A 19,385-nucleotide genomic window follows, 5' to 3' on the forward strand; every position below is an offset into this window, starting at 1 on the left:
TGCTCTGGCAAATTTCACAGATATTGTACCATAAATTTCAGCAAAAAGTCCTGTAATCTCGTGAAAACACCATCATCATATCCAAATGTTCTCTTTCCATGGACTTCCATACTTTCGGATACCTCCAGACAAGTGTCTGAAAACTTCTCCCACAGCCTGAATACCATAACCGGGGTAAATTGGCTCACACTGCCCCCTTCCCAGACACCATCCTTTTCCTGATATATAGCTGGTGTAAACTTTTCAGATTTTTTATTTTATCGTTATAGACAGTATTCACATGCTGTGCATATGGAAATATTTTCCCCGCTTCTTTCATTTCTGTAAATTGTTCTTTGTTATCAAAATGTCCTGTCATTAGTTTTACAAATCTTTCTACATTCACTATAATTTCCTGCCTTTCTGCAGATATTACTGCTCTTAAAACATAAGCTGAAGCCCCATTACAATGATCCACATATATGCGCAGGTCTTTGGTATCATTAATAATCCGACCTGCGGTTTTGTTTTACTGAACAGTGTTACCGGAAGATAACATCCAAAAGAAATAATGATGGCTGCAGCCATCCTCGTCATATGATATCCATATGTATTTCCGGAAATCAGATATAAGATCATTACACCTATACCGGTAACAGCAAAGACCGCATTTCTTATGACAGATAATTTCATATTTCCTTCATCTGTACACCAGTTATTCTGCGGAAACATACAGATCACAATTCTGATAACCGCTGATATCCATATAACAACCTCAATGACTACTGGTATTTTTAATTCCGGGAATGTATATTTCCATATATACATTAAAAGAATATAAAACATCGTCATTGTGATAGACGATACCTGCAATCCAATTCCAAGCTGTCTCTTTATTTTATCATTGGTTCCACGTACAGCCCTTATAATTCTTGGCACCAGATGAAAAGCATCCCCTCCACAAAGTGTCAATGTCAGTATTCCATATAGTACATACAGGATATTTCCTTTTGAGAATAAAAAAAATAAGGCTGCTGCTGCCAGATCAAAAGTCAGATACACTGCATCAAAGACTGCTTCCATCAAATCAGGAATCTGTGGTTTATAATTACTCTTTTTCATTTGCTCTCTCCTCTTAATAGTTCTTCCGCATTGTTACAAATTTTGTCAAATACATTCATACACACATGCTTTTCTTCTTCTGTCAGCCCTCTTAAAACATTCTGTGCAAACTGTTTTTGTGCGTTTAATCCTGCGTCCACGATAAGTGCCGCATCATCCAGAAGGACAATTTCAATATGTTTTTTATTATCTTTACTTTGTTTTCTTTTTATAAGACCTTTGTTTTCCAATTTTTTCAGTGAAGATGAAACATGTGATTTCGTTGACTTTCTGATCCTTACTATTTCCGCTGCAGTATTATGATGTGGATTATTATGTAAAAACATAATTATATCGTATTCCATCTGTGTTAACTCATATTGATCGCACACCTCGCCAGAAAGTAATTCATAATAGTTTGTAATCGTCTTATGCTTGTCCCAGAAATACATCTGCGCCTCCTTATTGTTCTTTTTAGAACGATTATAGGGTAATACTTCTGCTATGTCAATTATTTTTTCTTCACAATACGCATTTGTCCAGCCCGTGATATATGATCAGCATTGCTTATGGTATTAAAAAGACCTTCTGCAGAAGCCTGTTTCATCCTTTGATGAATCCAGCTTTTTCCACAGAAGGTCTTTTATTTTTCTACACATATTTACTATGTTCGGATTTTATTTGATGAACCCGACCTGTTTGCTGATGATTTCGACCTGCTCATCTTTCTTTTTATTATATTCCACTTTCTTCTCTTCAAAGTAGTTTCTTCCATAAGAATCAATGGATACGATCAGTGGTCCAAATTCTTTTACATGGCAATGCCACAAAGTCTCAGGCATTCCCAGATCTTTCCACTGTGCCTCCACGATTTCTTCCACTTCTACTGCTGCCACGACTGCATTTCCTGCAGGAAATACACAATGGATTGCACCAAAGTCCTTGCAGGCTCTCTCGGTATTTTCCTTCATGCCGCCCTTGCCTACAATGACACGGACGCCTGTGGTCTCTACAAATTCATACTCAAACTTTTCCATTCTCATAGATGTCGTAGGGCCTACGGATACCATCTCGTATTTGTCATCTCCCAAGGGGCGGATAATCGGGCCGGCATGCAGGATTGCAGCATCTCTGACATCCACAGGAATCTCTCTTCCCTCTTCTACAACACGACGGTGTGCCACATCACGACAGGTTGTAATATCTCCTGTCAGGTATACAATATCTCCAATATGAATATCCTTTAAATCCTCTGCCGATACAGGTGTTACCAGAATTTTCTTACCATCTTTTATTTCTACTGCCATAATTATTCTCTCCCTTCTGAATTAGTTCTCTTCCTTATATTCAAAACCGGTATGGGTATCTACCGTAAAGTTTAAGTCCTTATCAAATACAATATGTCCTCTTCTGTGACTCCAGCAGCCTACATTTACTGCCACACCAATCGCAGATGGATGGCGTGCGGTATTCTCAATGTTAACTCCCATGACAGAATAATTGCCACCCATACCCTGCGGTCCAAGACCAATGGCATTAATACCGTCTTCCAACAATTTCTCCATCTTAGCAGCGTTAGCATTGTCATTGTGAGAACCTACCGGACGCATCAGTGCCTTTTTCGAATTTAATGCTGCTGTTTCTACGGAAGTACCAACGCCGACACCAACCAAAAGTGGAGGACATGCATTCAATCCATAAGTTGTCATACGATCTAATACAAACTTGGTCACTCCCTCATAGCCTTCGCCCGGCATTAAAACCGTGGCATTGCCAGGAAGCGTACAGCCTCCACCTGCCATGTAAGTATAGATTTCACATTTATCGGAATTTGGAACAATGTCCCACCATACAGTAGGGGTTCCTTTTCCTACATTTTTACCTGTATTGTACTCATCAAAAGTTTCTACGGAATTGTGACGAAGCGGTGTTGCAACTGTAGCCTGCATCACTGCATCCTTCAGTAATGCTTCCAGATTATCAATCAGTGGGAATTTTGTTCCACATTTTACCCAGAACTGTAATACACCGGTATCCTGACAGGAAGGACGGTTTAATTTCAATGCCAGTTCCTGGTTGCGGAACATGGTATCGTAGATGACATTCGTCATAGGAGAATCCTCTTTGTCTCTCAGTTCCTGCAGTTTTGCGATAACATCATCCGGCAGCTTCTTTGCTGTAAATCCTACGAACTGCGCCATAATATCAGTCATTTTCTTTACTTGTACTTCATTTGACATATTTTTTTCCTCCAGATTTTTTAATAATATAATTTAAAAGTGAAATTTTATCCTACGTGATAAAAATTTTATCCTACGTGATAAAAATTTTATCCTACGGATAAAATGGAAATGCTATTGGTAAAATAATCATGCTGACCACGGTTGCAATGACGATCAACGGCATTCCAGCTTTTACATAATCCATAAATTTATAGTTGCCGGCTCCGACTACCATCGTATTGGCAGGCATTCCGATTGGAGTAGCGTAGGCACAGGAACCTCCTATGACACATGCCATCAGGACTGCTCTTGGGTCTGCACCCATTCCCTGGGCAATGGATATACAAATCGGTGCCATCAGGGCTGTAGTAGCTGTATTTGACATAAAGTTTGTCATGATACAGCACAGAATAAACACCACAAAAGTGAATAGTACCGGAGAAGGATTTTCACCCAATGCTCCAACCACCTTATCTGCAATCAGTTCTCCTGCTCCAGTAACCTCGAGTGCCTTTGCCAGAGAAAGCGTACCTCCAAACAGGAAAATAGTTTTTAAATCAATGGATTTTAAAGCATTCTTTTCAGAAATGACACCGGTGAGGATTAATAAAATTGCTCCTACGCAGCCTGTGATACAAAGTTTTACACCAATCTGTTCTTCAAAAATCATCCCTATCAGGGTGGCAATCAGAATCACCAGCGATAATACTTTTTTCCACTTTGGAACATTGCTAAAATCCTGTGACTCATCAAAAATAGAATCATCTGCATCCGTCGTGTCATGATGCGGTAAAATTTTAAATCCGATCGTAGCATAAAATAGAATACCAACGATCAGAATCGGCAAACCGACAATCGCATACTCGAAAAATCCAAATTTCAATCCCAACGGTTCAAGTGCAGATTGTGCAATCATATTGCCGGGTGCACCAATCAGTGAAAGATTTCCTCCCATTGCTGCTGCAAATACTAACGGCATTAAAAGTCTTGACCGCTTATACCCTGACTTCGCTGCAATTCCAATTACAACCGGAATAAGAACTGCTGCCGTACCGGTGTTGGAAAGAAATCCGCTCATAACTGCCACAATCACCATGATTGCGATAATCAGACTGCGTTCCGTTTTTGCAAATTTTGTTACCAGACTTCCAATCTCATTTGCCATACCGGTTTCAAACAATGCCCCGCCTACAATGAACATGGCAACAAACAGAATCACGTTACTGTTGATAAATCCATTGAAAGCATCACTTACGCTCAACACACCGGTAATCACAAGACCAACACAGACAATCATGGATGTCAGGCCGAGCGGAATCTTCTCTGTAACAAACATGATAATGGCAAATGCCAGAAATATTAATGTAATTACTGTCGGGCTCATAGAAAACCTCCTTTTTTTCTTTTTTATCGTGTTAAAAAGTGACATGGCCTTGTCGTTTTCCTTTTGTAAACACATCATATCGCATTTTCAGTATAATGTACATTTCATATACTTGACGTCAGCATAGTTTTTTCCTATACTGAAACTATAGTATAATTTTTCTGTACAATGACGGAGGATTCTATGACACTGACACAATTAGAATACTTTTGTATGGTATGCCGCTACCATAGTATTACCCGCGCGGCTGACGCGCTCTATGTTTCCCAGCCTACGATCTCCACTTCGATCCGGGATCTGGAAAAAGAGTTTCATCTGAAACTTTTTAACCATGGAAAAAACAGAATTTCCCTCACCAAAGACGGTGCGGCTTTTTATCAGAAAGCAGAATTTATTCTAAAACAGACGCAGGAACTGTACACCGACTTTTCAAATATTGAAAAAAAGCGGCACCCGCTGCGGATCGGTATTCCTCCTATGATCAGCACGGTATTTTTTCCGCGGGTGACCGACCAGTTTCAGGAACAGTATAATATACCCATTCAGCTTTTAGAATATGGCTCCCTCCGCGCCCGTACTTTAGTCGACAATGAACAGTTAGATATCGCCATGGCAAATATGGATTTTTATAATCTGGATAAATATAACAGTTATGTCATGATGGAAGACAGATATGTCTACTGTGTTTCCAAGACGCACCGGTATGCCGGTGAAAAAGAAATTACAATGGATATGTTAAAAGATGAGCCCATTATCTTATTCAATACGGACTCTGTTCAAACCCAGACAGTCATCACCCGTCTGCGCAGTGCCGGGATCACACCAAATGTCCACATGTACTGCAGCCAGCTCGTTACTGTCCTTAATTTTGTCCGGGGTGGTAAATGCGGTGCTTTTTTGTATTCCTCTCTCGCTACCAATCCCCGTGATTTTGTTGTGATCCCGGTATCCCCGGAAATCACCAGTAAATTTGGTATCATCTGGAAAAAGGGTGTTTTTGTACCGGATCAGTTAACTAAATTTGTAAAATTCATTCAGGAGTATGATGTTACCCCTTATTTACCGAAACTTTAATCTGACAGTCTTGTTTTTTATCAACTTGTTTAGAAAACTTTACGGTAACTGCAATCACTCAAAATCTCTGGTAATGTTCGTAAGCCATTTATTTCTGAAATAGTGAATGAATACCACAGGCATTTTTTCGAACTCGTCCAGGGTCATGACAAAGTATACCCAGACAGGCGGCAGTTTAAAAACATATGCAGCAAGAAAAGTAAGTGGGACTGCAACAAGCCACATAAATATAGTATCTACGATCATTCCAAATCTGGTATCACCGCCACCCCTGAAGCAGCCGCATATAAGACAGGTATTAATACCTTCGCCCACAAAACGCCAGGTTGTCATAATGATAAAAATGCCAAGATAATAAATAGCCGTCTCTGTTAATTTATCCCGGTAGAAATCCAGTATCATAGGACGGATCGCCAGAATAACGACACATCCGATCAGGCTGACAATAAATGTTATTCTAAGCATTCGTTTTCCGTACTCTCTTGCTGTATCGATGCGGTCTTTCCCAAGTTCCTGACTGACAATGATCGTAGTAGCGTTGGCAAAACCACGGCAGGCGATAGCGCCGATATTTACCACCATAACAGCAACGGCATTTGCTGCAACCATATCATCACTAATATGACCAAGAATTGCTGCAAATGCTGAATTGGCAAAGCTCCAGACAACGTCATTTATCACGGCCGGAGTGGCAATTTTTATAAAGTCCTGAAACAGAATATCTGATTTTGCAAAGAAATATTTTATTCTGAATCTGACGTCTGAACTGCGTAATGAGTAAATCAGACAAATCAACACTTCTGAGATTCTGGCAATCACAGTGCCAAGTGCAACACCGGTAACACCGAGCTTTGGAAGACCAAACAATCCAAAAATAAAGGATGCATTACAAAGTACATTGACACAAAGCGAAACAATATACGTAACCGACGGCAGCATGATTTTCCCGATGCTTCGGAGAGAGCTCATAAAAATCTGTGAGAATCCCATGAATAAAAATGAAAATGAAATCACCTTCAGATACTCACTTCCGGCAGCGATCGTGTCAGGACTGTTTGTAAAAATCTTCATAATTGCCGTTGGCATAGTAAAAGAGATAACAAAAAATATAAGAGAAATAATCAGGGAGATACGTTCTGCGAGACCAAGAATCTTCTCAACTGTCTTTTTATCACCTTTTCCCCAGTACTGGGCACATAAAACCGAAGTACCTGTTGCCATTCCATAATATAAGCAGAAAAGAATAAACGTATACTGGTTCGCAAGCGATGAAGCCGACATGGCAGTCTGGCTCACGTATCCAAGCATTACCGTGTCTGCAATGTTTACCAATGTTCCGATCAGATTTTGGAGCATAATCGGAAATGCTAATGTCGATGCATATTTTAAGAAATCTTTTTTATTTAACATACAGTAGTTCTTCCTTAGTTCTTAGAATTTATATATAACAATTGACTGACCATACAGACTATACTGTCTGCAGATAATATATGCAAACAGGAGTCATTCTTCTATATTCTTAAAGCATGATTACCGCAGCATCAAGCCCCTCAACTTTTCCATTAAACGGTTCATCTCTAAGCAAATTATATTTTCCCTCATACTCGCTAAAGTTCTTTGCATTACTGCTGCAATTAAAAATCAAGGCAATTGTCTCTTCGACATTTTTTCGAATCAGGACTATTGTTTCTTCCTCATCCTTTGTAATTGCCCCGATCAGTTCGCCTTCTGAAATACACGCATGTTTTTTTCGGATCCAAAGCAGCTGTTTATACCATTCATACATCTCTTTGTCCTGATATTCTTCATCCCAGTACATACCGCGCCTGCAATCCGGATCGTTTGCTCCCGGCATCGCAAACTCATCCCCATAATAAATCATTGGCATTCCCGGCAATAACAGCTGAAAAGCCGCTGCCAGATGCTGTTTTTTCTTATTTCCATTACACAGATGTAAAAATCTTGCTGTGTCATGGCTGTCAATCAGATTCCACATAAGAGGATAACATTTTTTATTTAAACGTCCCTTCAAATATCCAAGATTCTGTATAAACTGACTGACCTGTATCTTTTCATCTGCCAGCAGATCGATCAGATTCAGATAAAACGGATAGTTCATGACCGTATCCCATTCATCTCCCTCAAGAAAATCTCCTGCATAATGCCAGATTTCTCCAATGATCAGCATATCCTTTTTTACAGCCTTGACCGCTCTTCTAAAATTCTTCCAGAAATAATGACTGATCTCGTCTCCTACATCCATTCGCCATCCGTCAATATTACATTCCTTAATCCAATAGCACGCAACATCTGTAATGAATTTCTCAACTTCAGGATTTTTCAGATTTAGCTTAGGCATTCCGCCATAGTATCCGAAACATTTATAGTTTGGAATCTCTCCTCTTTCACTTTTAAGTGGAAATTTCTCAATATAATACCAGTCCAGATATTTCGATTTTTCTCCCTTTTCCATGATATCTTCAAATGCAAAAAATTCTCTTCCTGTATGGTTGAACACTGCATCCATGACGATTTTCATTCCGCGCTTATGAGCTTCCTGTACCAGTTCCCTGAGATCTTCTGTCGTTCCAAATGATGGATCGATCTGATAATAATCAATGGTATCGTACTTATGACTTGAATTTGATTTAAAGACAGGTGTCATATACAAAACATCGATTCCCAGATTCTGAACGTGATCCAGATGTTCAATTATTCCTCTGAGATCACCATGCAGATCATCCATAGACGAAATTGGTGCTTTATACCATTGTTCCTTATCTACCTGCTGCGATGCTGCAAAACGGGCCGGAAAAATCTGATACACGACCTTATTTGCTGCCCAGTCCGGCACCTCAAACATTTCTTCTTCCCGAAGATTCTGCGGACAATCAAACATTCTGTCCCTGTTTGTGATGCATTCCTTAGAAAACTCATAATTGCCATAATATATTTTTTCACCCTGCGTGTCCGTAAATTCAAAATAATATCTGAGACATATCAGATGCATCTGAAGCTGTGCTTCATAATAATCATGAAACTGTGAAGTGGCAATCTTCTTCATCAGAATAGTCTTCCGCGTATCCTTGCACTCCATTGGTATATACTTATCTTCACAGTGAAGGAAGATCTCCTTCATATCATCTTTTTTAACCTGCACACGTATCACAAACAGATCCTTATCAATTGCGTAACAGAATCTTTTGTCCATATCATGATAAATTGCTGAATATTCCATAATAACCTCCATTCTTGCGTGTGAAAAATCTTATTTTTTATACTATTTCCCCTCTACCTGTTCTTTTTCCTGTATTTTAGCTTACTTTTTCAAATAATTCTAACGTGCCAAAGGTCGGATGTCGATGGTTTTTTGACCATTATTTACTCTAATTTATCACAAGTAGCAGGAAAAGCAACTATCCATTTCGCTCTGTAAAATGTTTATGGAAAATTCATTCGACAAATCATGCTTTCCGAACTAAAATAAGAATGCGATATGATAATTTCATGATCCTATGAAAGGAGACAACATGATATGAAGAATAAAAAATATTCCATCGTTTATAGCAGCTTAACAGGTAATACCAAGGTGCTGGCTGATGCAATCCACGAGGCATTACCTCAGGATGAATGTGAGTATTTCGGTGTGTCCGACACAGTGATCCCTTCTTCCGAACTGCTCTATATCGGATTTTGGACAGACAAGGGTAATGCAGATACCAGGACATTACAGCTATTATCGCAGTTAAAGAATAAACAGATTTTTCTGTTTGGAACTGCAGGCTTTGGTGGCAGTGATATCTATTTTCGGAAAATCCTGAGTCAGGTTAAGCAGTTCATTGACGCAAGCAATGTTATCGTCGGAGAGTATATGTGTCAGGGCAGAATGCCGCAGTCTGTCCGGGAACGCTACTTGGAAATGAAGGAAGCTCCTGATCATCCGGCAAATCTTGATGTATTGATCCAGAATTTTGACTGTGCATTGTCTCACCCTGATGCCAATGACCTGGAAAAACTGAAAGAAGCCGTTATGGATCCATCCTTCTGATAAGACCATAAAATAAGGCAGCCCCACATAGCTGAGTCTGCCTTACTCTCTTTATTTAACGTTGATGCCACTGGCATATTGCTGCAGAAACTGTTTCTTTCCACATGGTCTTCCAAAATAATATCCCTGCAGATAATCAACCTTCATTTCTTTCATTTTCAGAAGCCATTCTTTTTCCTCGATGCCTTCTGCGCATATCCTGACGTCAATACTATGTACCATGGGGATGATATTTTTATATAATTCATAATCCCTGTCACTGTTCATCGCCTTGGCAGTAAAATCCCTATCCATTTTCACGTAACTTGGACTCATATCACGGATACAATGAAGATTCGAATATCCTGTTCCAAAATCATCGATCACAAAGGGAATCCCGTTCTTGTCCAGAGTTTTACGGAATTTACAGAACGAAGGTGTCATATCCATAAATCCGCTTTCTGTCATTTCAACACATAAGCATTCCATCTGTAATGAATATTTTTGAATTGCATCCAGAATATCCCGCTCCACATTGCCTTGCAGGATCTGAACATAGGATACATTTACATTCATCCGGAAGTCAGGAATATATTTCTGCATTTCACAGCACATTGCTGCAGCTTCGTTCAAAATATATCTTCCAGCGGGAATGATCAATCCGGTCTCTTCCAATAATGGGATAAACTCCATCGGTGAAACAAACTCCCGCCCTTCTTCCGTTATCATGGAGAAACGCATCAGTGCCTCTGCTCCAATGATCTGTTCGGACTGACAGTCCACGATCGGCTGGTAGTATACTTCAAAGCCATCATAATGGTTCACAATAGCATTACGAAGTGTTGCTATGATTCTTCCTTTTCGTAAAAAGACCTCATAGTCATCCTGGTCAAAAATATAGAATCCATTTTTACCCATGCTTTTTGCCTGTTTCAAGGCAAATTCAAACTTTTTGCGGCACTCTTCGGTTCCCTCCCAAAATGTTGCTGCATCTATAACACCAATAGAAATAGAAAATATAGCTTCATAATTTTCGGCTACTATGAAATTATGAAGTTTATCTGTAATCTTTTCTTTCAGTGCCACAGCGTCTTCTGCGGAGGAAGCTTCCAGATCCACGATCACATACTGATCCGCTACCAGATGGTAAATTCTCTGCTTGTCTGAAAGGCATTCCTTCATACAGCCGGCTACGCTTTTCAGGATATAATTACCATAATCAGCTCCCCTGGAGCTATTGATCGCTCCAAAGTCATCAATTCCTACATGCATAAAAAATCCCTTGGTAATGGATTCTTTTTGTGCACGCAGGTAAGCAAGGAATTCCGGTCCGCCAAGCAGTCCTGTGACATTATCGGCTCTTCTCCTGTTGCCGGTCTCATTCAGACACCCGACCAGATACTCTGCCTTTCCCTGCTGATCAATGATCACGATACCACGGCTGTTAATCCAGACCGGCATACCTTCTTTATCAAGCCACCTGTAATGAAGATTATGTATATTTTCTCTTCCTTCGCATATATCCGCAAGATGCTTTGCAAGCATCCTGCGGTCTTCCTCATATACTACCTTCATAACTTCATTTGCAGCATCTGTCAGAACATTTTTCGACATATTAAACCGTTCCACAGCTGACTGTGAAATCTCAAAGGTATTATTCTGCAGATCAAATATATACAGGTAATCATCCATACATTCTGTAATGATCTCAAATAAGATTTCTGCTGTCTGCTCTCCAAACACTCTAAATATATCATTAATCACAACAAAAACTTTCCTTCCGACAACTTCACTCTATTCCTGCCATTTTCTAGAATAGCTTAAAGATATTCACACGGTCACGCATCTTGGCTGCTCCCTCTGCCAGATTAATACTGATCGCAGTATTCTCTTCGGAGGATGCAGCATTGCCCTGTACTACGCCGGACAGCTGTTCAATTCCCTGACCGATCTGCTCCAAGGACTCTGCCTGGGAGTTGGCTTTCTCCATGGTGTTCTCTGCAAGCTCTGCAAAGGACTCCATATCTGCAATGATCTGATTGAATGCGTCTGCTGTTGTTCTTGTAATCGTATTGCCCTTTTCGATTTCCACTAAGGTCTTATCGATCAGATCTCTTGTATTTACAGCAGATTTTGCACTGTCTGCTGCCAGCTTGCCGATCTGATCTGCCACTACTGCAAATCCTCTTCCTGCTTCTCCTGCTCTGGCAGCTTCAATGGAAGCATTCAGGGATAACAGGTTGGTCTGGGATGCAATATCCTCGATATCTGTGATAATATTACCGATCTCCTTGGAGATTTCTGTAATGTGCTCCATTTCCTTGAGCAGATCGTTCATTTTTTCTTTTTCTTCGTTCGCTTTATTTGCAGAGGCTTTTACACGTGCCGATGCGTTCTGTGTTACCTTCGCTGTATCTGCCGCCAGATCCACGACCGTATCAATGGTGGCATTCAATTCCTCGATGACTCCTGCCTGCTCTGTTGCACCGTCCGCCAGGGATTTTGATGCTTTTTCCACCTCGGATGAATTCGATGATACCTGTTCTGCCAGATTGCTGATCTCGGTCAGGGTACTGTTAAACCGTTTCAGAATATACAGCAGTGATGTCTTCAATTCCGAGAAATCGCCTAGGAAATCTGTAATATCATCACCATTTCTGGTCAGGTTACCCTGCGCTATTGCCTTTACCTCCACAGAGATCTCGCTGACATAATCTGCCAGAATACCCATGGCTTCTTTCAGATTCCTGATGGTATCGCCAAGCTCATCCTCAGACTCATAGGTAAGCATTTCTACATTAGACAGTTCGCCCTTACGCAGGCTGGCAACTGCTGCATCTATCTGTTCTACCGGCTCGGTAATGGAATTGGTAATGATCCTTCCGATCAGTGTCGTCACTACAGCAATCGCAAGACCCGCTGCCACGATCACAATAAATATGATTACAATGCATACATTAGCCATGGTCTTTGCCCGGTCTAATTCTGCCTGGAACTTGTCACATAATATAGTTAATTTTTCAGCAAAAGCTTTATATTCTTCATACACCTCTCCGGTCATCAGCTTTGCTGCTTCCTGCTGTTTACCCTCACGGCTCAACTTCAGGATTTCATCTGAAGCAGCTCTGTATTCTTCCCATGCAGCGTTTGCTACTTCATAATCATCCCGTCCTTTTTGAGCATCACTGTCTGCAGACATGATTGCATCCAGATTCGCACCGGTATCCTGGATCTGACTCTCCAGCTTCTGGATTTCTTCTTCGCAGGAGTTCATGACTGCGTCATCTGATTCTACCAGATGCTGATACTGTTTGATTCTGTATTTCGCAGTCATTGTCTCTAAATCCTGCAGATATTCCAATGACGGAGACCAGACCTCCGTGATCTTCTCTATATTTGAACGGATCACTAATGTCGAGATCAGTGCCACCAACACTAAAAATAATGTCATAACAAGCACTGTCATTTGATATACTTTTAATTTTCCTGCAACCTTTAAGTTAGCTATACGCTTTTTGATCTTTTCCATGATAGTTTTCCCTTCCTTTGTAAATTATTGACTCAAACTTCGCACATTAAAATGTGCCTTTGCACCTTGAAAATTCAATAATAACTGGCATAAAAATAACATGAAACCAATGGTTTTGGTATAATTGAGTCGCCAAAAAACAATTACAAACCGGAGGCTCATGCTATGAATAAAAGTATAACACAAGCGACTCAAAATGATAAGCAGATTTCTAAATCTATCAAACGATTTTTCACAAGGTTTCATATTTCCTCAGCCTTGAAAGCTGTCTATGGAAAAGGGAACCCAATGATAACCGGTCACTTGGGGAGCTCTTTTTATACTTTTCTGACAAAATGTCTGATATCACATGGATACAGGCTTTTCAAATGCTGCTTCAAATGTTCCGGACAATGCTTTCAGATAACACTGAACTTTCAGACGAAAAAATCAATGAATTGGCGAATGCATTTATGAATGCACTTCCTACTATGATGAAAATACGACTGCAGGCTGCATAAAGGCTGAACATTGACAACTGAATAACTGCCAGATATTGAATTTTCAAGGTGCATAGCTAAAATTTAGAGACTATGAAGAAAAGTCTGTAAATAATAATCTTCTATGATAATGATTGAGCTGGAAGCGCTAAATTGGAGTTTCCAGCTCTTGCTATATATACGCCATGATTTCGGGCATGTCAAGAGCAGACGTCAAACGTCCTTCTCATCATGCATATAGATTCTGTTATTCTGGGAGTCGTCCCTCATACATAATGCTGAGTTCGCCGTAGACCTGTCCCCAGTTCCGAATGCTCATAGTCCATTTTTTAGTAGCTTCGAAAGTTGCCAGATACAGGGCTTTCAGGAGCGCTGTATCACTTGGAAGTACGCTTCTCTGACGGTTGAGCTTACGGTAGGTAGAATTCAGACTTTCAATTGCATTGATCATGTAAATAACCTTTCTGACATCCGGTGAGAACTTGAAAATCGGCGTTATTGCATCCCAGTTATCATACCAGCGTTTCATAGAATTCGGGTATTTTGCGGTCCATTTTTCAGTAACACGATCCAGAGCCAGTCTAGCCTTTTCTTCAGCTCATTCAGGACAGACAGCCAATATTTTGAACTTTCATTATCACCGACAGTGATTGAAAGAACCTCTTTTTTCCCTTCTGTGTTGATGCCAAGAATGACGTAGGCAGCCAGTTTTCTGATTACTCCATTATCTCGTACGGAATAATGGATGGCATGATTTATATTTTACCATAGAAGACCTTGCTGTTATTAGCTATTTACAGACAAAGTTTCACACACAGCAAGGACATACTCCGATTTCTTCCAGTACCGGATGCATGAGCACTTCTGCATCTTCAATGATCTTATAAGTTCTGACCAGTTCCGTGATCATACCTTCGATTTCGTTCATACGGACCAGCTTCTCAATCGTCGCTGCCCTGGTTGCGGAGGTTCCGATTCCTTTCCTCTCCACTGTCTCCGTTACCACTCCGGTCCGCGCAAAGCCGACAATATAACCATTGCCCTCCAGGTATCCGTCCTCTCTCTTATCTGCACCGATTACCTTTGCGATGGACTGCGCCACCGAGGGTTTCTCAGCAATTACTAATTTATATGACATTTCGTTCCTCCTTATGTTATATCTTCCCATATGGATTTACGAACTCTGATAAGGGAACACAACAGCATTGACATTTATACAATATCCATTCTTATTTCATCAATAATACTTTTATCTCTTAACTTGTGAATTTCAGTTCGTGTGATAAAAAACACAATTCCTATCAAAACAAATATACCCCCAAATAATGCCGCCCACGGAATATGATACAATACCGGGAAAGCCTTCCGAATGGATAAATTAATTAAAAATGGAATTGCAATTCCAAGTATAACTCCCGGAACAAGTGCATTTAGAACGCAAAAAATACTTTCACTATATAACATCCTGCAAAGTGATTTATTTGTCATTCCAACACTCTTTAACACAGCAAACTCACGGCTTCTGATTCTGATATTTGTCGTCAGCGTACTGATTACGCTTGTAAATCCCATGAGAATGAGCAGGATAACAAAGCCATACATCACAATTTCAGCAAGAACTATAGCTATATTGAGCATTTTAATCATAGCATCTGTGCGGGCAATTCTCACGGTATATCCCTGCTCTACATAAGAATCCTCTGCCACAATCGGAAAATATTCATCCATGACACCTCTGGCATATTCTGTATAATCATCTTCATCTGATGGCATACTAAACCAGTCAAAACTCCTCGCATCCGCATCAGGTACGACAATTCTGACCGGATATGGTGTCATTTCCCAAAAACCATATTCCTTTAAATCGGACTGTTCTAAAATACCTCCGATTTTAAGTGTGTTCTTCTCATTGGCTGCGTTTATCAGGGAAATCTGTGTCACATCATCTTTAAAAGGTTTTATCGACACATACTCTCCATTGTCATTATATTGGTAAGTGTTCAGCAGAAGGATACTTCCATATTCTGCGCCTGCCCTGTCACACAGTTTTTTATAGAGTTCATCATCAACGGACACGATTTCTGTCCTTGTTTCCCTATTATCATCAGAAAATTTCGGAACCTGCAGCATATCCTCTGTTAATGTATTTTTATCTAATAGCGCATTGTAGGTAAAAGTATCTGCTCCAACACCATATACGTCTATCCCGTACTTTTCCAGCTTTTGTGTGATTTCATTATATTGGTCTGATGTAACAGGCCGGCTGATTTTTCTCTCTTCTTTCCCTGTTTTCGCATTTACCTCGATATCGTAATTGGAAGAATAATCCACCATCATTTCTTTTGATTTTGGTGTCATCCATTCTTGGAATTCCTTTGCCTGACCGGATAATCCTCCGGTTAACAGAAAAAGTAAAATCCCAAGTGACAATGCACGTATCGTTGCCTTATAGCCGTATTTGTTTCTTTTCATATTTTTATAGGCAATTGCAGACTCACATCCAAATATTTTTTGGATAAAGCTGTCTTTTACCTGGATCTCTTTCAAAACTGTACCTGCTCCAATCCCTTTTACACACTGGATAGCAGTAAATTTACCAACCTTTTTAGCTGGTCTGTATGCAGAGAATAATACAATGCAAAACGAAAATACACCTGCAAACAAATATGTCCACACAGATATATGAAAGGGCAGGGAAAAGGTAAAAGGTCTCATAATAATTTTTTTTGCAGCATCATTGATATCGGAAATAAAATGTCCTGTAAATTTCACACTAATATAACCAAGTATAGTTCCTGCAATGAGTCCAAGCGGGATGGCTGTCAGACTAAGCCATAAACTCTCATAGATAACACTTGCCCTTATCTGTCTGCCTGTTGCACCAACACATTTTAAAATACCAAACTCCTGAATCCGCTTATTGGCACTAGCAGAAAATATATTGGATATTACAGTAATCGACATTGCTGCAATAAGAAGACCTAAAAGCAGTGCCGGTATTGCAAGCATGAGAGAGTATGCTCCTCCATATTCTCCATAATCCGAACCAAGGAAATCCGTAAGCATCTTATTTGCGCTTGTCGCAAAGCACATTACAGTTGTAATAAGTGATGTTGCAAGTGCGATTGCAAAAATTCCTGCAATCGTTCTTTTTTTATTCACTTTCATCTGGCTTAAGGCGAGTTGTGCTGTTATTTTCATTACTTCATCACCTCGTCTTTTATGATTTTTCCATCTCCGATCGTGATGATTCGGTTCGCCTGCAGCGCTATCATTTCGTCATGTGTGACAAGAAGAATCGTCTGCTTATATTTCTGATTGGTGAACTTCAAAATATCCAGAATCTCTCTGCTTGTTTTACTATCAAGATTTCCCGTCGGCTCATCTGCAAGAATAAATGCCGGCTCGTTTATAAGTGCCCTTCCTATGGATACTCTTTGCTGCTGACCTCCTGACATTTGTCCTGGCAGATGTTTTGCCCTTTTCTCAAGCCCCAGCATATTCACAATCTCAGAAAGCCGTTCCTTATTCTCTTTTCTTCCATCTAATTTCCATGGCAGTGCAATATTTTCCTCCGCAGTAAGAGTAGGTATCAGATTATAAAACTGATAAACAATCCCCAGATTTCTTCTTCGGAAAATTGCAAGTTCATCCTCACTCATTGCTTGTATCTCATTTCCATCAATGATAATAGAACCGCTTGTTGGATAATCAATTCCGCCAATCATATTCATAAGTGTCGATTTCCCGGAACCGGATGCTCCGATGATTGCAACAAATTCTCCTCTTTCTACCGAAAAAGACACATGATCAAGCGCAATCACTTCCGATTCGCCTTCACCATATTTCTTTGTTAATTCCTTCACTTCTAAAACAGCCATTGCATTTCTCCTTTTTCAAATACCATCCTAGCAATGCAAAATGACTGTTCCGTGACAAAATAAATTATTATTGTGACAATTTTGTCACTTAGAAACAATTCACTTAAAAAATTTTAAAATAAAAATCGTTCCCTCTCCCTTGCCACCAAAATCAACATCAATATCTCCACCCTGTCCTTTCAGAATAGAGAGTGCAAGCGGCATTCCGATTCCAAATCCATTTTCATTGGTAGAATTTTCAAACCTTTTAAAAAGAGCAGCATACTCTGTTTTGTCCATTCCCATACCGCTGTCCCTGACCGAAATCCAACTATACATAGAATTTTCTCCGCTGTCAATCTCAATCACACTTCCATCCGGTGAATATTCGATCGCATTTTTGACAATGTTTGTGAGTGCTTCTGTGGTCCAGCGTTTATCACAATGTATGATGCAATCCTGTTTCAGCTCTATGGTCAGATTGTGGATATCCAAAAGGATTGCCACCGATGGTTTTACCGCCTCTAAGAGTTCTGACGTGTGGATGTCATTTTTGATAAAATCAATTGCATGGGCATCAAGCTTTGCCATCTTAAGAAGTGCCCCTACAAGCCACTCCATTTTGTTTAGCGAAACCTGTATGTTATGAATGAACTCTGTCTGTTTTTCCGGCTCTGCCTCCTCCAGTAAATCTGCCATAATCATCATGGAAGTAATCGGTGTTTTTAACTGATGGGAAATATCTGCCATATAGTCAGAGAGACTGTCTCTTTCTGTCTCAACTGCCTTTATCTGTTCATTTTTCGTGTTCACAAGAGCATAAATATCATTTTTTAATATGTTAAAAGAGCCTTCCTTATTCACTCGAATATCCAGTTCTTCGCCGGAACTATAGCCTTTCACAAACTCTGACAACTGTTCTATCTCTTTTTTCTTAATCCACACGATATCCCATTCCTCTCACAGTCTCAATGTGTATTGCCTCTCCAAGTTTCTCCCGCAGCCGTTTCACATAAACGGTAAGTGTATTATCCTCAACAAAGTTGCCGTCCGCGTCCCATATTTTGTCAAGAATCTGCTGCCTTGTCAAAAGGATTCCTTTATTACTCGCAAAAATAAGCAGCAACCGATATTCCAAAGCTGTAAGTTCTATGTTTTTATCATTCACATAAACCTTTGCCTCATCTGTATGGATGGCTGCATGCCCCATATAGATTATGTTATCCTTCTCTCCATTTTTGATATTGACAGATAAAATGCGCCGAACTCTCGCCAAAAGTTCTCGAATTCTGAAAGGTTTTACAATATAATCCTGTGCTCCTTCATCAAATGCCCTCACAATTGTATTTTCATCATCCACAACTGTCAGGAAAATCACAGATGTAGCATTATTTTTGAATATCTCACTTACATCAAATCCAGTTCCATCCGGAAGCTGCATATCTATAATTGCCAGGTCAAAATTATAATGTTCAATTAAACTTCCGGCATCTTTTATACCTGTGGCATGATTTGTTTCATAACCTTCTGTCTCAAGTGCATACAGAATCCCCGAAGCAATCATTGTGTCATCTTCCACCAAAAGTATTCTACTCATGAATTATAGTCCTTTCGTTATCGTTATAAGATATTTCATATAAAAATCGAATAGATTGCATAACCATCTGCCATGAAATATTAGCAGCGTAATAATAATTCTTTTGGTATGCTTTCCATAGATTTTCCATAAC

The 19,385-nt window shown here is 39.9% G+C and carries 15 protein-coding genes and 4 pseudogenes; 3 read left to right on the top strand and 16 right to left on the bottom strand.

Going from position 1 to position 19,385, the window contains the following annotated elements; all coding sequences use genetic code 11:
* Positions 1-14: 14 nt before the first annotated feature.
* The 6 genes and pseudogenes from RIL182_RS22225 to RIL182_RS20530 form a co-directional block, all read right to left on the bottom strand.
* A pseudogene (locus RIL182_RS22225) lies at positions 15-388 on the bottom strand (hypothetical protein).
* A gap of 32 nt (positions 389-420) precedes the next feature.
* The gene (locus RIL182_RS20510; protein ID WP_006856563.1) at positions 421-1,101 is read right to left on the bottom strand and encodes a hypothetical protein; all 681 of its coding nucleotides are present in this window, start codon (positions 1,099-1,101) and stop codon (positions 421-423) included.
* Complete coding sequence (locus tag RIL182_RS20515) at positions 1,098-1,532, bottom strand: MarR family winged helix-turn-helix transcriptional regulator (RefSeq protein WP_006856562.1); 435 nt, start codon at positions 1,530-1,532, stop codon at positions 1,098-1,100. The genes RIL182_RS20510 and RIL182_RS20515 overlap by 4 nt, the downstream gene beginning before the upstream one ends.
* A gap of 225 nt (positions 1,533-1,757) precedes the next feature.
* On the bottom strand, positions 1,758-2,387 hold the full coding sequence (gene ttdB, locus RIL182_RS20520; RefSeq protein WP_015521749.1) for a L(+)-tartrate dehydratase subunit beta: 630 nt from the start codon (positions 2,385-2,387) through the stop codon (positions 1,758-1,760).
* A 21-nt stretch (positions 2,388-2,408) separates the two neighbouring features.
* Positions 2,409-3,320, bottom strand: coding sequence for a L(+)-tartrate dehydratase subunit alpha (gene ttdA / locus RIL182_RS20525; protein WP_006856558.1), 912 nt, complete (start codon positions 3,318-3,320; stop codon positions 2,409-2,411).
* A 94-nt stretch (positions 3,321-3,414) separates the two neighbouring features.
* The gene (locus RIL182_RS20530; RefSeq protein ID WP_044998822.1) at positions 3,415-4,686 is read right to left on the bottom strand and encodes an SLC13 family permease; all 1,272 of its coding nucleotides are present in this window, start codon (positions 4,684-4,686) and stop codon (positions 3,415-3,417) included.
* A 183-nt stretch (positions 4,687-4,869) separates the two neighbouring features.
* Here RIL182_RS20530 and RIL182_RS20535 point away from each other — a divergent pair, with 183 nt between their 5' ends.
* A complete protein-coding gene (locus RIL182_RS20535) occupies positions 4,870-5,760 on the top strand; it encodes a LysR family transcriptional regulator (RefSeq protein ID WP_022111804.1) in 891 nt (296 codons plus the stop codon).
* Positions 5,761-5,814: 54 nt separating this feature from the next.
* Here RIL182_RS20535 and RIL182_RS20540 read toward each other — a convergent pair whose 3' ends face one another.
* Positions 5,815-7,170 (bottom strand): MATE family efflux transporter, encoded by a 1,356-nt coding sequence (locus RIL182_RS20540; RefSeq protein ID WP_006856555.1) that lies wholly within the window; start codon positions 7,168-7,170, stop codon positions 5,815-5,817.
* A gap of 109 nt (positions 7,171-7,279) precedes the next feature.
* Complete coding sequence (locus RIL182_RS20545) at positions 7,280-8,998, bottom strand: glycoside hydrolase family 13 protein (RefSeq protein WP_044998818.1); 1,719 nt, start codon at positions 8,996-8,998, stop codon at positions 7,280-7,282.
* Between the two features lie 297 nt (positions 8,999-9,295).
* Between RIL182_RS20545 and bilS the strand changes: the two genes are divergently transcribed.
* Positions 9,296-9,808: a flavodoxin family protein BilS gene (gene bilS, locus RIL182_RS20550; protein WP_006856553.1), complete on the top strand. Its 513-nt coding sequence runs from the start codon at positions 9,296-9,298 to the stop codon at positions 9,806-9,808.
* Between the two features lie 51 nt (positions 9,809-9,859).
* On the opposite strand, the gene RIL182_RS20555 is transcribed toward bilS, so the two are convergent.
* Positions 9,860-11,551 (bottom strand): EAL domain-containing protein, encoded by a 1,692-nt coding sequence (locus RIL182_RS20555; protein WP_006856552.1) that lies wholly within the window; start codon positions 11,549-11,551, stop codon positions 9,860-9,862.
* A 46-nt stretch (positions 11,552-11,597) separates the two neighbouring features.
* Positions 11,598-13,316: a HAMP domain-containing methyl-accepting chemotaxis protein gene (locus RIL182_RS20560; RefSeq protein ID WP_118772622.1), complete on the bottom strand. Its 1,719-nt coding sequence runs from the start codon at positions 13,314-13,316 to the stop codon at positions 11,598-11,600.
* Positions 13,317-13,567: 251 nt separating this feature from the next.
* Here RIL182_RS20560 and RIL182_RS22390 point away from each other — a divergent pair.
* A pseudogene (locus RIL182_RS22390) lies at positions 13,568-13,816 on the top strand (IS4 family transposase); the annotation flags it as partial.
* Between the two features lie 226 nt (positions 13,817-14,042).
* On the opposite strand, the pseudogene RIL182_RS22230 reads toward RIL182_RS22390, so the two are convergent.
* The 6 genes and pseudogenes from RIL182_RS22230 to RIL182_RS20595 all read right to left on the bottom strand — a co-directional run.
* A pseudogene (locus RIL182_RS22230) lies at positions 14,043-14,545 on the bottom strand (transposase); the annotation flags it as partial.
* A gap of 268 nt (positions 14,546-14,813) precedes the next feature.
* Positions 14,814-14,933: pseudogene (locus tag RIL182_RS22235) on the bottom strand (DNA topoisomerase III); the annotation flags it as partial.
* A 74-nt stretch (positions 14,934-15,007) separates the two neighbouring features.
* Entirely contained in the window at positions 15,008-16,996 is a 1,989-nt protein-coding gene (locus RIL182_RS20580; RefSeq protein WP_006856546.1) for an ABC transporter permease, read from the bottom strand.
* Positions 16,996-17,676 carry an ABC transporter ATP-binding protein gene (locus RIL182_RS20585; protein WP_006856545.1) on the bottom strand — a complete coding sequence of 227 codons (681 nt, stop codon included), beginning with the start codon at positions 17,674-17,676 and terminating at the stop codon, positions 16,996-16,998. The genes RIL182_RS20580 and RIL182_RS20585 overlap by 1 nt, the downstream gene beginning before the upstream one ends.
* A 99-nt stretch (positions 17,677-17,775) precedes the next feature.
* Entirely contained in the window at positions 17,776-18,600 is an 825-nt protein-coding gene (locus RIL182_RS20590; RefSeq protein ID WP_006856544.1) for a sensor histidine kinase, read from the bottom strand.
* Entirely contained in the window at positions 18,590-19,252 is a 663-nt protein-coding gene (locus RIL182_RS20595; protein ID WP_006856543.1) for a response regulator transcription factor, read from the bottom strand. The genes RIL182_RS20590 and RIL182_RS20595 overlap by 11 nt, the downstream gene beginning before the upstream one ends.
* Positions 19,253-19,385 lie beyond the last annotated feature (133 nt).

Origin of the sequence: Roseburia intestinalis L1-82, from assembly GCF_900537995.1 — a bacterium.
GTDB classification, from domain to species: domain Bacteria; phylum Bacillota; class Clostridia; order Lachnospirales; family Lachnospiraceae; genus Roseburia; species Roseburia intestinalis.